Source organism: Methanocella sp. MCL-LM (assembly GCF_049676595.1).
In the GTDB taxonomy this organism is placed as follows: domain Archaea; phylum Halobacteriota; class Methanocellia; order Methanocellales; family Methanocellaceae; genus Methanocella_A.
In genome coordinates, this window is sequence record NZ_CP187259.1 from 355,018 (window position 1) to 369,083 (window position 14,066).

The 14,066-nt window shown below is 58.1% G+C and carries 12 protein-coding genes; 4 read left to right on the top strand and 8 right to left on the bottom strand.

Going from position 1 to position 14,066, the window contains the following annotated elements; genetic code table 11:
• Nucleotides 1-2: 2 nt before the first annotated feature.
• Both ACPLPM_RS01830 and ACPLPM_RS01835 read right to left on the bottom strand, forming a co-directional pair.
• Nucleotides 3-560 carry a hypothetical protein gene (locus ACPLPM_RS01830; RefSeq protein WP_424358530.1) on the bottom strand — a complete coding sequence of 186 codons (558 nt, stop codon included), beginning with the start codon at nt 558-560 and terminating at the stop codon, nt 3-5.
• A gap of 148 nt (nt 561-708) precedes the next feature.
• The gene (locus ACPLPM_RS01835) at nt 709-1,092 is read right to left on the bottom strand and encodes an ArsR family transcriptional regulator (RefSeq protein ID WP_424358531.1); all 384 of its coding nucleotides are present in this window, start codon (nt 1,090-1,092) and stop codon (nt 709-711) included.
• Between the two features lie 502 nt (nt 1,093-1,594).
• Between ACPLPM_RS01835 and ACPLPM_RS01840 the strand changes: the two genes are divergently transcribed.
• Nucleotides 1,595-2,590, top strand: coding sequence for a histone deacetylase family protein (locus tag ACPLPM_RS01840; protein WP_424358532.1), 996 nt, complete (start codon nt 1,595-1,597; stop codon nt 2,588-2,590).
• A gap of 218 nt (nt 2,591-2,808) precedes the next feature.
• On the opposite strand, the gene cca is transcribed toward ACPLPM_RS01840, so the two are convergent.
• The 5 genes from cca to ACPLPM_RS01865 all read right to left on the bottom strand — a co-directional run bounded on the left by cca (nt 2,809) and on the right by ACPLPM_RS01865 (nt 9,260).
• On the bottom strand, nt 2,809-4,140 hold the full coding sequence (cca, locus tag ACPLPM_RS01845) for a CCA tRNA nucleotidyltransferase (RefSeq protein WP_424358533.1): 1,332 nt from the start codon (nt 4,138-4,140) through the stop codon (nt 2,809-2,811).
• Entirely contained in the window at nt 4,137-4,679 is a 543-nt protein-coding gene (gene thpR, locus ACPLPM_RS01850) for an RNA 2',3'-cyclic phosphodiesterase (protein WP_424358534.1), read from the bottom strand. The genes cca and thpR overlap by 4 nt, the downstream gene beginning before the upstream one ends.
• A 594-nt stretch (nt 4,680-5,273) precedes the next feature.
• Nucleotides 5,274-6,995, bottom strand: coding sequence for a DNA polymerase/3'-5' exonuclease PolX (gene polX / locus ACPLPM_RS01855; RefSeq protein WP_424358535.1), 1,722 nt, complete (start codon nt 6,993-6,995; stop codon nt 5,274-5,276).
• Nucleotides 6,992-8,305, bottom strand: a complete 1,314-nt coding sequence (locus ACPLPM_RS01860) for a 4Fe-4S binding protein (protein WP_424358536.1) — start codon at nt 8,303-8,305, stop codon at nt 6,992-6,994. Before ACPLPM_RS01860 ends, polX begins: the two co-directional genes overlap by 4 nt.
• Before the next feature lies 1 nt (nt 8,306).
• Nucleotides 8,307-9,260: a DUF362 domain-containing protein gene (locus tag ACPLPM_RS01865; RefSeq protein WP_424358537.1), complete on the bottom strand. Its 954-nt coding sequence runs from the start codon at nt 9,258-9,260 to the stop codon at nt 8,307-8,309.
• Nucleotides 9,261-9,425: 165 nt separating this feature from the next.
• Between ACPLPM_RS01865 and ACPLPM_RS01870 the strand changes: the two genes are divergently transcribed.
• The 3 genes from ACPLPM_RS01870 (at nt 9,426) to ACPLPM_RS01880 (ending at nt 12,428) form a co-directional block, all read left to right on the top strand.
• On the top strand, nt 9,426-10,109 hold the full coding sequence (locus ACPLPM_RS01870) for a DedA family protein (RefSeq protein ID WP_424358538.1): 684 nt from the start codon (nt 9,426-9,428) through the stop codon (nt 10,107-10,109).
• A gap of 355 nt (nt 10,110-10,464) precedes the next feature.
• Nucleotides 10,465-11,130, top strand: coding sequence for a hypothetical protein (locus tag ACPLPM_RS01875; protein WP_424358539.1), 666 nt, complete (start codon nt 10,465-10,467; stop codon nt 11,128-11,130).
• 65 nt (nt 11,131-11,195) lie between these two features.
• Nucleotides 11,196-12,428: a proteasome-activating nucleotidase gene (locus ACPLPM_RS01880; protein WP_424358540.1), complete on the top strand. Its 1,233-nt coding sequence runs from the start codon at nt 11,196-11,198 to the stop codon at nt 12,426-12,428.
• Nucleotides 12,429-13,116: 688 nt separating this feature from the next.
• Here the strand turns inward: ACPLPM_RS01880 and ACPLPM_RS01885 are convergent.
• Nucleotides 13,117-13,677, bottom strand: a complete 561-nt coding sequence (locus ACPLPM_RS01885; RefSeq protein WP_424358541.1) for a hypothetical protein — start codon at nt 13,675-13,677, stop codon at nt 13,117-13,119.
• Between the last annotated feature and the right edge of the window lie 389 nt (nt 13,678-14,066).

Sequence of the window (14,066 nt, forward strand, 5' to 3'; positions counted from 1 at the left end):
GTCTAAGTCCGGATCCGGGGCTTTTCGTACAGGCGCTGCGACCACTTGGTCTTCCATTTGCTGCCGTTGGTCTTGCAGTACCTGACCCTCGCATCCGGGTCTTCTTTCACCCAGTTGAAGAGGTACATGAACTGGTCTCTGCCCACTTCGATCTTCCTGATCTTCTCGGGGACCCCGATGCTGACCAGGTAGTCGCTGAAAGAGTCCTCTATTAAAAACTGTAAGGGGTCTTCGATTTTGACGGATTTCCAGGAGTAGCCTTCGTCGTCGAGCCAGATGCGGACCCTGTCGAAGATGTGCCCAGAGCAGATCTCGACTCTGTGGGTTTCCCTGGTGATGCCGGCTGCCCTGAAGAGGCTGTCAATAATCTCGACGGTGCGGTTCTGGTATTCTTTCGACGCGTACTTGCCGTCCTGGAAGTATTCGACATCGATCATGCCGTACGAGAAAGCGCTGGTTTCGACGTCGAGCATCCCTATGACCGCGCCTCCCACAGGAGACCCGATGCCTGCGTCGTCGATCTGTACGACTTTCAGCCCCTCGTCAATCCCATCGCTCATAGCAGACGAATTTTGATCGAATCCATTATATATTTTATTCTTAAATCATCTGGAATGCGCTCAGGCGACGATAGTTAAAAAAGTAGAATTTTTTTCCCGCAGAGGACTGCGGGAAGTGAATATTCTGTAATTGCGACTATTATTTGAATTACTTCAGCTTGTCAGTCAGCGACCTGAGCTTCTGAATGTTGTCCAGGTGCAGCTGAGCCTCGACGCGCTTGCGCTCCTCGAGAGTGGAGATGATGTCGGTAATGCTCGTGGCGAGCCTGTAGCACTTCAGCGGCCTGCCCTTGCCTTCCTTCTTGATTTCCCTCTCTTCGATCCAGTTCTGATCGCGCAGTTCCCTCATGACGATGCTGACTTCGGGCTGCCGGAGGTCTGCTCCCAGCTCGATGTCCCTGCTGATGGTCTCGTCGACGTTGGCAAGATAGACTAACGTCTTGGCGACGTTCCTCTTCAGGCCCACGTTCACCAGGGTTTCCACGAATTCCTTGTCCTTTTCATCCAGGACTGGTACTGTAAGTTTTTTCATTTATGTCCACCTCTGTCGAAAAATATTTGCTTATCAGAATTAAATATTTATTATATGGATTCTGACAATGGTAGTATAGCAACCGTTATTATATATACTTTATCCTTATAGACGCGATAATAAAATATATGTTGAATATTTTGCAGCGCCGGGAGAGCATAACCAAGCGTTTATATTTAAATATTTCGGAACGATAATAATGAAGCGGAAGGAAAAGCGGTATAGCTAAGTCATTTGTATGATCCTGAAAATTGCTATATCTGTTTATGTGCTAAGGCTTTAAACGGGCTATACACTAAATATTATATGATCGAAACTTTCACTCAAAAAAGTGCATTTAACCTTTTATATATGGGCAAAAAAGTAATTCAAGGCTGATGTTCCCGGATTTTTAAATTAACGCCGATAATTTTACCGGTTACTGGACCGCAATTATATGCTTATTTACAGGCTGTTGCAGGCGGACGAAACCATCAAATAGCCACGTTTCATACTTTTCACTATGAAGCGCGCCTGCATCATTTACTCCGATCAGTGCCTTCGCCACGGGACCGAGGGCCACGTGGAGAATTTCCGCAGACTCACCTCTGTCATGGCCGGACTGAAGGCACCGGAGCTGTCTGGCCTCGCCGACATCGTAACCCCGGGCAGAGCCAGCCAAGGGCAACTGATCAAAGTGCACCACCCGAACTATGTCCTTCATGTCGAGACGTTCGGCACCGGCATGCTGGATCCCGACACCGAGATGACGGACGGGTCCCTCGATGCTGCCCGGCTGGCTGCCGGGGCTGCGGTGGATGCCGTGGAGGAGGTCCGCAATGGCAGGGAGCTGGCCTTCGGCTTAATCCGCCCGCCGGGACACCACGCACTGCCAGATCGGGCGATGGGGTTCTGCCTCTTCAACAACGCGGCGGTTGGCGCTGCCCAGGCCCTGGCTCATTATAGTAAAGTTCTCATCGTGGACTGGGACGTGCACCACGGCAACGGCACTGAGCAGATCTTCTACGGCACGCCCGACGTGCTCTACTTCTCCGTCCATCAGTCCCCCCATTTCCCGTATACCGGAGCGGTCGGCGATGCCGGCGAGGGTGAGGGCGAGGGCTATAACGTAAACATCCCGCTGCCTCCGGGTTCCACTGACGCCGACTATCTCGAGGCTTTTCTCAGGGTGCTCGCGCCCATAGCGGACGACTATCGGCCGGACTTGGTGATCGTGTCGGCAGGCTACGACCCTGCCGAAGGAGACCCTCTCGGAGACATGCGAATGACGCCCCGGGGTTTTCAGAAGCTGGCGTACTTGGTGCGGAGCATTACCCGGGCGAACGGAGTTATTGCCTTACTGGAGGGAGGGTACTCGGCCCTGCTGCCAGATTGCGTGGCCGCCTCCATACGGGGGTTTCTGGGCGAGGACGCGGAGATCAGCCTGGCGACTACCGCTGCTGCCCGCTCTCACGTCGACGAGGCCGTCCGGGCCCAGCGACAATACTGGCGCCTGTAGTGGTGAGAAAACACTGGGGTCCGGGAGGTACGTGGAGTCCTGAAAGGATTATCTTTAAGAATTATCCTCTCTAACCTTTCTATTCTCTCTATCCTCCTCTCCGACCTCCGTACCTCTCCGACCTCCCAGCTTGAAAATCCTCCCCTTCCTCCCGGGAACTCCCCGACCTCCGAGAGTTTTCTGGGCATCGCCCGAGAATCCCGTTTTAGGCAGAGTAGCTAGTTCCTGTGCAGCAGCTCCCGCAGGAATACCCCGATGCCTTCGCCGACGCTCAGCACGGCCGGGCCGGAGAGCACGATGAAGTCCTGGCGGATAGACTCCGAGACCTGTTTGCCCAGCGCGCACGAGGTGAGCTTAGCCCGGATGAGCTCGTCGGCCCGGGGGTGTTTTCTAGGTATGTCCACCGCGTACCGGTAGCCGAAGACGTAGGCGTTCTGGTACTTCGTCCCGAAGCGCTCCGCGTGCTCCCGCTGCTCCAGTGGCGGCCCGAGGTGGCGCTCGATGTTCGGGAGGGACCACACGAGCATTTCCAGCACGATGGCGCACCGGGTCCCGTTCGACCAGACGCCGCTTCGGTACACCTTGAACTCGTGCAGCTCCAGCATGCGCACCACGGACTCCTCTGCCTTCCTGAGCTGCGGGTAGAGGGTGTCTTCCACGATGTCCGGCGCCCTGAAGGTGATGGTCAGCAGCAAAGTGCCCCTGTCGTTGATGACTTCGAGCAGCTCAGGCTCGTCCATCGGCTCTACCGTGGGCGGGAAGAACATGTCTACATTTGGAGCCCTCTGGAAGCGCCTGCAGGCATCAATAAACTCGTAGAGCTTCTGCTCCGACAGCGCGGCAGCCACGTTTCGCTTCGGGTCCACCGGGTCGATGACGATGAGGGGCTCAGGGTGTTCCACAGTCTTATCCATGTGGCCCTCGATGTCGATGACCAGGCCCCGGTAAAAGTTCGCGCCGGCCTTCACTACCTCGAGGAAGGCGCCATATTTGACGATCAGCAGCTCGGATAGGTAGCCTGAGAAGCCCATCGTCCGCAGTTCCGAGCCGTACACTCCGACGCCGTGCATGAACTGTTTCAGGAGCCGGGCTTCGTCGTTCAGGCCGTTGATGTGCGCCAGCACGTACTGGTTGTGGAACGGGCTCCTGTCGACGGCCGACTGGATCTTCGAGGCGTCGGGCACGTTGAAGCAGGGCACGAGGTCGATATCGTAGCTCTTGTAGACCGCGCTGATGTACGGGTGCTCTGCGTACTTTTCCTCGTAATCGTTCGAAATGCTCCTGGCCAGCTGCAGCCCTTCCAGCTCCAGCCTCTCCCGGGGCGTACTGGGCGGGAACATGAGGAAGATGTCGATGTCCCGCTTGCCCCTCAGCCACGTGTCCCGGGCGGTGGAGCCCACGTGGATGGCGTGAACGTTGAACCCGAGGCGGGCGGCCTCGCTGTCGATGCGGCCGATGATCTCCATGGCCGTGCTTTTCAGGTGCTCCGCCTCGGCAGCGCTGGGCTTGATCTTAGCCAGCGTCTCCTTCAGGATGCCGTCCGTGATCAAAGCAGGATCTCCCGGATAGCCTCGTACTTCGGTCCCTTAGGGCTTAAAGTGCTCTTCATCACGTGGATCCTGTCCACCGGCTGGGCGCCGGCGTAGAAGTCCTTGTACTTCTCGAACAGCTGCGGCAGCTGCTGCTTCTGCTCCGGCGTCGAAAACTTGACCCGGCCGATGGTGACGTGGGCGTTAAACCGGCCCTCCCTCTCGAAGCCGATCCCGGCCAGGGCATCCTCCACCTGCCTGTTCAGCTCCTCGAACGGCCCCTCGGCGCCGATCCAGATCACCCTCGGGTTTCTCGGCCCCGGGAAGCCTCCTATGGAGCGGAAAGTAGCGGTAAACGGCTTCACAGTCACGCCTCCCTTCAGCGCACCGGCTATGGCGTCCACCCTGCCCTCCTCCACGTTGCCCAGGAACTTCAGCGTGATGTGGACCAGCTCCGGCTCCACCGTCTTCACGCCCTTCACGTCGAAGTCCCGGCAGGCCTCGCCAATCCTCTCCTTGATAGCGGGATCCAGGTTGACCGCTATGAACGTGCGAATCATGATCGAGAGTAACTCGCTTTCTAAATGAAAAAAGGTTGCGCGAGAAGAGCACAAAGGCACGATTGACATAAGGGGTTGCTTTTGAACTACAAGAAACTACGGACACAAAGATTTTCACCACGGCGGCACGGCTCTTTATCCTGGCAACTGTAGATCAGATATTTGAACCACGGCGGCACGGCGACACAGAGACAAGGCGATCCACGACAAACCAGATGGTAACTTGAACCACGGCGGCACGGAGACAACGGTGAACTATTATAAGTGAACTCTTTTTATTGTCCACGGCGACACAGAGACAGAGCATTAACCAAAAGCTTACTATCCAATCGTTTCAGCCTGACTTTAGATCGATAACCTGAAGGAAGGAAAACATAGTTGTCTCTGTGCCGTCAGCCCGCCGTGCCGCCGTGGACCATAAAAAAGGTGTTTTGCTATCCGGGTATGGGTTGTCGCTGTGTCGCCGTGCCGCCGTGGTTCAAATAACCATCCTGCTATTGTTACTCGATTTGTCTCTGTGTCGCCGTGCCGCCGTGGTTAGAACCTCTGTTTTCCAATTGCCGGGATAAAGAGCCGTGCCGCCGTGGTAGGGTTTCAGTACCGGTCGATATACTCGAGCAGCGCCCCGGTCGATAGTGTATTCAGTACTCTGGATTTGGTGGCCCAGCCGCGGCGGGCGTTGTGGACGCCGAAGGAGATGTAGTCGAGCTCGGCGATGCCGTGGGCGTCCGTGTCTATGGAGACCATGACGCCGGCGTCCATGGCTTTTTTAACGTGCTCGTCGCTCAGGTCCAGCCGGTCGGGGTAGGCGTTGACTTCGAGCACTTTTCGGTTTTCCTTCGCGGCCTCGATGACCCGGTCGATGTCCACGGCTGTGGGCTCCCGCCTGCCGAGGATGCGGGACGTCGGATGGGCGAGGATGGTGAGGTGCTCGTTTTCCAGGGCGTTCAGTACTCTTCTGGTCACCACGTCGGGGTCCTGCCGGAGCTGGGTGTGGACGGAGCCTACGACGATGTCCAGGTCTTCCAGCACGTCGTCCGGTAAATCTAAACTGCCGTCGGGCATGATGTCGACTTCGCTGCCTTTGAAGATGGTGAAGTTCTCCAGCGTGTCGTTGAGGCGGTCGATCTCTACCATCTGGTCTCTCAGGCGCTCGATGCTCAGTCCGTTCGCTACGTGAAGAGATTTCGAGTGGTCGCAGATCGCTATGTACTCGTACCCTTTCGCCCGGGCAGCCATGGCCATGTCCTGGATGGAGTTGGCCCCGTCGCTCCACTCCGTGTGGACGTGCAGGTCGCCCCGCATGTCCTCCACCGTGATCAGGTCGGGCAGCGTGCCCTTCGCCGCGGCGTCCACTTCTCCCCGGTTTTCCCGGAGGTCCGGGGGTACGTACTCGAGGCCGAGCGCCCGGTAAAAGCCGTCCTCTTCCGGAAATTTGACCTTTTCCCCGCCGGCGTTGTAGAAGCCTTCCCGGCTGAGCCGGTCGCCTCTCGCCGCCGCTCTCTTCTCCAGCTCGCTCAGGTGGGCCTTCGAGCCCGTATCGAGGGCGAGGCGCAGCCCGAAATCTTCCCGGCTGACGATCCTCAGCTTCGCGTCCATGCGGTACCGGGTCGTGATCTCGGCGTGGTGCTCTCCTTTGTCCTTGACTATCCGGGTGATCGGCATGTTGCAGAAACAGTCGACGACTTCCTGCGGGTCGTCGGTCGCGGCCACGATGTCGATGTCACCGACCATGGGTACGTGCCGCCGCAGGCTTCCGGCTACGTCGACTCGCAGCAGGCCTTCGCAGTCTTTAAAGTAGCCGAGGATTTCGGAAGCGACGGCCGTCGCCCTGATGATGGGCACCCGGGTCTCACCGAGGCTCTTCCGGTGCCGCTCGATGGCGTCGAGGATCTTCTTCTCGGCCTTGTCGCCCAGGCCCTTGATTCGCCTGATGCGGTGGGAGCGGGCCGCGTCCCTGAACTCCCCTATCGTCGTGACCCCCAGAGCCCGGTGCACCTTGAGCGCCGTCTTCCGGCCGATGCCCGGCACCTCGATGACCTCGTAGAGCTCCAGGGGGGTTTCTTTTTTTAGCGCTTCGAGCAAGTTGCTTCTCCCCGTCCGCAGCAGCTCCTCGATCACCCCGCCGATGCTGGTCCCGATGCCGGGGATGTCCCGCAGCCTCCCCTCCTTGTAGTACTCGTCGATGTCCCCTTCCAGCGACTCCACGCTCTGGGACGCCTTCCGGTACGCCCTGATGCGGTACGCTTCCTCCCCTTCAAGCTCCAGCAGCCTCGAGATGTCGTACAGGACGGCCGCGACTTCGTCGTTCTTCATTCTCTTCGCCACTCTCCTTCAGGGGATATTACGATGGCCCCCTCTTTCACCGGACAGTTGAAATGGCAGGCGCCGCAGCCCACGCACGTTTCCTCAACCACGTAGGGGCGCAGGCGGCCGGCGCCCTTGACGGCCCGCACCGGGCATACCTCGTTGCAGATCAGGCATTTCGTGTTATCCTTCCACGCGACGCACTTTGCCGCGTCGATCCTGGCTGTCCCTATCTTGATCTTGTCCTCCGGGAGGCTTATAATCGCGCCTGTGGGGCAGACCTGCCCGCAGGTGCCGCATCGCTGGCACGAGCCCCGGCTGAAGTCCAGCGCCGGGGTAAACCACCGCTCAGGCCCGGCATCCAGTCCTGCAGGGACGATCACAGCTCCGGCGCAGACTTTCGCGCAGCTCTCGCAACGCGCGCAGGCCGCGTTGAACTTTTCCTCGATCAGCGACCCTGGCGGCCGGATCAGCGCTCGCTCCGGCGTCAATGCCGATGCAGCGCCCTTAGACACGACGAGAGCGCCGATGGCCACCGCGCCGGTAATGAGCGCCCGACGGGAGGGCTGCAATGCCGGAGCCTGCGGCGCGGACGGGGAGAAGCCAATGGAGCCTTTGGGGCACATATCCTCGCACCTCAGGCACTTCGTACAGGCCGAGGCATCCCACTTGTTGTCCTTAGAGATGGCGCCCATCGGGCACCTGCGGTGGCACTTCATGCAGCTGATGCAGCTGTCATCGAGCTTCCGGCCGAAGGGCGAGATAACTGAGGCCAGGCCGAGCAGCCCTCCGAGCGGACAGATCGCCCGGCACCAGAGCCTCGACATCGCCATCGATCCTGCCACGATGAGCAGCAGCACGACGGGGACTCCCGAGCCTGTGAGCACTATGTACATGGACCGCTGGAAGATGACCAGCGGGTCCGCTATGGCCAGCACGTCCAGCGTGAAAACAGACAGGAGCAGGACGGCGGCCAGTATACCGAACTGCAGGTAGCCGAACCTGGCGCGGACTTTCAGGCTGCCCCTGCGGACCCGGCCGGCGATATCAGACAGGAAGCCCACCGGGCATATCCACCCGCAGAAGGCCCGGCCTGCCAGCATCGTGCCAGTAACGAGAACCGCTATCGGAAGCAGGGCAGGAATCCAGGCGCCCCGGCTGAAGATCAGGCCTGCCAGCCCTGCCAGCGGGTCGGCGGCGAGCAGCGGGTTAGACCAAGGCATCGACACGGGATACTGTAGGCTGTAAAAGAGGGCTGCGATGGCTGCGAATGAGGCAGCCTGAATTGCCGGCCGGAGGTGCTTCGCGGGGACTCTCATTTCACACCCTGATCAGGCCAGATATGTCCAGGCTGCCCAGCCCTGCCTCTGCCGCCTGCCCGATGTATTCGACTTCCTCCGCCTTCAGGCCGATCAACCCCGCCGCGTAGGCGTCGACAGCTACCTGGTCATCCCCTACGATGATCTCCCGGGGATGGACCAGGTCACCAGGCCCTCCCGGCCAGTTCGTCTTCATGACCCGGAAAGCGTCACCGATGACGAGGTCGGGCCTCAGCAGCCCCGCCAGCTCTACGATACACGTGTCCAGCGGGCCGGGAGAGTGGAAAACCTGCCTGTCCCAGACCAGCCCCATGAGGTTCTTCATGCCCGCGGTCACCCGGGTGCTGCCATGGCTCTTGATCACAGGGGCGTTGATGAACACGTCTGCGTCGGCCAGCCTTCTGGCTGTCCGGGCGGTTTTCAGAGCGGTGCCGGGGACGGTCCGCTCCTCGAAGTCTCCCCGGCTGTTGATGCAGACAGCGCTGAATCCGGCGGCGATCGCCTCAGCCTTGATGCCGCTCTTCTCCAGGCAAACAGCACCGCTGTCTATCGTATGATCTACCACCGTAACCTCCGAGGCCCCTGCGTCCCGGCACCTTTCAGCGATCCGCACCAGCACGTCAGGATGATTGGCCGCTCCCGAATCCCGGGGCCTGGCAAACGAGTAGTTAGCCTTGATCACGACTCGATCGCCCTCGGTGATGATTCCTGCCAGGCCGCCGTAGGCATCAAGCGCTTTATCGACTGCTTCCCGGGGAGTCTCCGCAGAGCCGACAACCAGCCTGCCGGATGCAACCGGGACAGAATCGGGAGTCGGGGTGATCGCCGGGGTACTTCGAGCGGCGCAACCCGTGGTACCCACAGCAGCCAGCACCGCCGCGGTACCTGCTGCTTTCAGAAAGTCCCGCCTGCTCCATCCCTCCGGGAGCGTTCTTTCCATCCAGCGTCCTGTCATGCGATCACCGATCACAAGCATATCAAGAAGAATATTATAATAAGTTTTTGTGACGGGGGCGGCAGATCAAGCCATGCGCTGGCTCCCTAATCTCCGTTCGCAGAACCGGTCTGAAGCATAACAGGCTGCACAAAGTTTATATTCTCGGGTAAAGTGGATACAGTGGTGTTTCTCACGTTCGGGCTGGACTCGCTCCTGGGCAGCTTATCGAGCTTCGTAACCAACCTTATCGGTAACATGGGCTACGCAGGCATCTTCATTCTCATGACCATCGAGAGCGCCGGCATTCCGGTGCCGAGCGAGCTCATCATGACCTATGGCGGGTTCATGGCGTCCCAGGGCAAGATCAACTGGATCCTCGCGGCCGTCGTCGGCTCTCTGGGAACAGGCCTCGGCTCTGCCATCGGCTACGGCATAGGAGCTTGGGGTGGCAAGCCTTTCGTTGACAAATACGGCAAGTACCTGGGTGTCACCCCGGACAAGATGGTCTTCGCCGAAAAGTGGTTCTGCAAGTTCGGAGAGTCCGCCTGCTTCTACACCAGGCTGCTCCCGGTCGTCCGCACCATCGTCAACGTGCCCGCGGGCCTGCTGGGCATGAACTTCTACAAGTTCATGATCTACAGCATGGTAGGAGCGTTCCCCTGGTGTCTGGTTTTATCGTACCTGGGCTTCACCCTCGGGGAGAACTGGGAATCCATCATGGAGTACTCCCACCTGCTCAGCTACGCAGTCGTCGGCATCGTAGTCATCGTTATCCTCGCAGCTGTCATTCTCTGGCTGCTCGTCCGGCTGGGCGTCGTGGAGAAGAAGACGGTAATGAAGTACCTGTCCTTCGTCCTGCACGTGTAACCGGGCCTTGCTTATGAGCCCGTGAACGTACACGATCGCTGCGCTGTGCCAGATCACAGATTGATACAGATGCCACAGATTACACAGATACTATCCGATAAGGCTGAAAATGATTGTCCCTTAACCTTTTTATCCGGTTCTCATCTGTGAAATCCGTGCAATCTGTCAGAATCATCAGATTCTGCGTAATCTGTGATCTGGCACAGCGCAGCGTTCGTTTGCGAATCGCCTTATAGAACGCCTGCATTCGCAGGCGTTCAAAAGGCGAACCTGATATAACCGGAATTATTCAGTAAAGTACCTCAGAGGCGGGAATATCAACTATATATTCTAGTATCCGCCTATCTCTTTTAACATGAGCCAGTGCCTGCAGGTGGAGATCGACCCTTTGAAGATCAGCGACCAGTACCTGAACGGTGTACTGCTAGCTGTCGACATCATCCCCTTCTCCCACGACGAGTGCCCGGGGGAGGCCGACCAGCCGGTCTGCCTGATCGCGGCGGCACACACGAGCGGGCTCAGCTCCATCAGCCGGGTGTACGCTAAGCTGTTCGTGGCCGCGACCGCCTCGGAGCTGGAGGAGCGGCAGGTCATGAAGAGCTTTCTCTCTTATTTGGACATGTTTGACGGGGGCACCCTGACGGCTCACTACGGGGCGGTGGAATCAGCGGAAGAGGGCTTCGATTTACCGTATCTGCTGCTGAGGGCCCGGGACGTCCAGCCGGAGCTCTATCCGAATCTGAAGCACGCGCTGAAAAAGTTCAGGAAGCACGACACGTGTACGTACGTCAAGAATAATATGAACCTCCCGTCAGCCGACCTCGACTACGTGGAGGGGTATTACGGGCTTCTCCGCCGGCCGGAGGCGGTCGTCGACGACCCGAGGGCCAGCCTCGCAGCCTACTGGAGGGACGGCGAGCGCTCCATTTTGAAGTTCGGCCTCGCCAACGTATATAATACGCTCCGGATCGCCCAGGCCCAGATCAAAAAAAGCGTCTGTTACACGGATTTTCCGCTATAAACGCGGCGTTTCACTATTGTAATCAAAAAGATTTTAAACGCGCAATTATAGTAATTGTGTTTTGTATGACAAAGACTGATACTCCACCTGAGTCTTTCCCCGAGCCCATGATCGAAAAGGTCGGTATGCTCGAGAAGGAGAAACAGACCATCCAGGAGGAGCTCGAGCTGCTCAAGCTCCAGTACGAGGAGCTTAAATCCCGGCTGCTTGAGTCCACCATGATTAATAATAATAACCTCAAGGAGATCCAGCGCCTCCAGCAGGAGAACGCTCACCTCCGCCGCACTCCCCTCTTCATCGCCAGCGTCATCGAAGTCGGTGACGGAGGCATGGTCATCCTGCGCCAGCACGGCAACAACCAGGAAGTCTTAACCAAGCCGTCCGAAGAGCTGCTCCAGAAGCTCACGTTAGGCACCAGGGTAGCGGTCAACAACTCTCTCGCCATCGTCAGGATCTTAGAGAAGCCCGCGGATGTGCGCGCCAGAGTTATGGAAGTCATCGAGGCCCCGAGCGTCGACTACCAGGACATCGGCGGCCTGGAGAAGGAAATCCAGGAAGTCGTGGAGACAGTCGAACTCCCGCTCACCCAGCCCGAGCTGTTCGCCAGCGTGGGCATCGAGCCCCCCAGAGGCGTGCTTCTGTACGGTCCCCCGGGCACCGGCAAGACCCTGCTCGCCAAGGCAGTCGCCCACCAGGCCAACGCGACCTTCATCCGCATGTCGGGCTCCGAACTGGTGCACAAGTTCATCGGCGAGGGCGCCCAGCTGGTCAGAGACCTGTTCCAGATGGCCCGCGATAAAGCACCCAGCATCATCTTCATCGATGAGCTGGACGCAGTCGGCAGCCGCAGGACCCACGACGGCACCACCGGCAGTGCAGAGGTCAACAGGACCATGATGCAGCTGCTGTCGGAGCTGGACGGCTTCTCGGAGAGAGGCAACGTCAGGATCATGGCCGCGACCAACCGCATAGACATGCTCGACCCCGCCATCCTCAGGCCGGGCAGGTTCGACAGGATCATCGAGGTGCCCCTGCCGGACGAGAAGGGCAGGGAACAGATCTTCAAGATCCACACCCGCAAGATGACCGTCGAGGCCGACGTGGACGAGCACAAGGTCATCGAAGAGATGGAAGGCGCAAGCGGCGCAGATGTCAAGGCCATCGTGACCGAGGCAGGCATGTTCGCCATCCGCAGGCGCAGCAAGGCCGTCAGCATGGACGACTTCGAGAAGGCCATCGACAAGGTCCTCCACAAGGAAGTGCCCGTCGAAGTACCCACCTCGACCGTCTACGCGTAAGCAGAGTATGGGGGCTATACGCCCCTGCCATTTCTTTTTTCAACCCTGATTTTTGTGAGTCCTCACCATAGAAGCATAATGCCCTAAAACTACTGCGACTTCTAAGAAAAAACCACGGCGGCACGGCGGTGCTGTGTTGCATTATTCTTATCTTCATGTTCGCCTTTTGAACGCCTGCAGTCGCAGGCGTTCTCGAGGCGATGCGATGACGATCGCTGCGCTGTGCCAGGATCACAGATTGAAACGGATTGCACTGATTTCACAGATGACCTTAGAATAAAATCGGTAGACGGCAAATCCATTTCTCATCGATTAGAATCTGTGCAATCTGTGGCATCTGTCGTAATCTGTGATCCTGGCACAGCGCAGCGATCGTCTTGCTGAGTCACTCCACCTGCAATAGCTCGGCCCAAAGAAGAGAAAATGAATTATGCAACACAGCAGCACGGCGGCACGGTGACACGGCGACAACTGCGATGCCGTAACAGGGTACTCCTTTTTATGTCCACGGCGACACGGGGACAGCCCATTAATCAAAAACGGTTTACTGGCCAGGTGTTTCTGAAGCTTCAACACTATCGTAGAATCCTGCCAGGCCTCAGGCACCCGGGTACTGAAACACGTTTGTCTCCGGGCTGTCGGTCCGCTGTGCCGCCGTGGTAAAAAATAAGAGCCTTTACAACTGGTCTTACACAGGTTCCATGTTCTGGGTGAAGGCAGCTCTGCCGTCGTAGAGGAAGGTGATCTGGGTGCTTTTGCCGTCCATGGGTATGCCTTTGGCGGCCACGTCGATGGTGATGACGAGGAGGTCGCCGTAGTGGAGGGCGCCGTTGTCGTACGATTTCTTATCCCAGGCGATCTGGCCGGTAAACGGGGTCCAGACGGTTCCGTAGTCCTTGCCAGCGTGGGTGGCGTTCACCACGATCTTGCTGATCTCTGCCGGGTGGGCGCCCGGCGCCAGGGACAGCGTGAAAGTGTAAGTCCTTTTAGCCCCGTCGCATTTCATGCTCTCGATGTGGAACGGGTTAGACGACTGGATGGGGGCAGACGACGGAGTAACAATATAGGTAGGCATTACCCAGGGCGTTGGGGTAACCTGAGATACTACCGCCGGCGTCTGGTTTTGCGCGGGCGCGAGGCCCAGGTAAATGTAGGACCCGGCCAGAATCGCCGTTATGCATACGCATGCCATGGCGGCCACACCGATGACGATGCCTGCCGCGAGCTTCTGCCTCTTGATGTCGTCCATTTTTTCATCGCCTCCCGAACGGCTTTTATATGGCTCGTTCAGGCTGCATATCAATCACTAGGCCGGGGGCAAATATAGCCTTTCTCATACCAACCGTCAACAATGATAACAATAAACGGGAAAAAGGCGGGTCGCCACCTGTGACGTCCCCTGAAACGCAAATCGGGCCGCCGGCGTTCGAGACCGGCGGCCCGGGAGGTTAATACCTGTTTGCCGTCCATGGGAGTGTAACGGTAAACTTGATGAAACCTGCGCGAAAGGTTTCACGTGTGCTATGTAATACTATGTCGAGGGTATTTAAAGGGTTTATCTAACGAACCGTCAACAATCCCCGCGTACGGTGATTACTGGCCAGAGGCTTGCCCGGGTAGAGAGAAACCAGATAAATT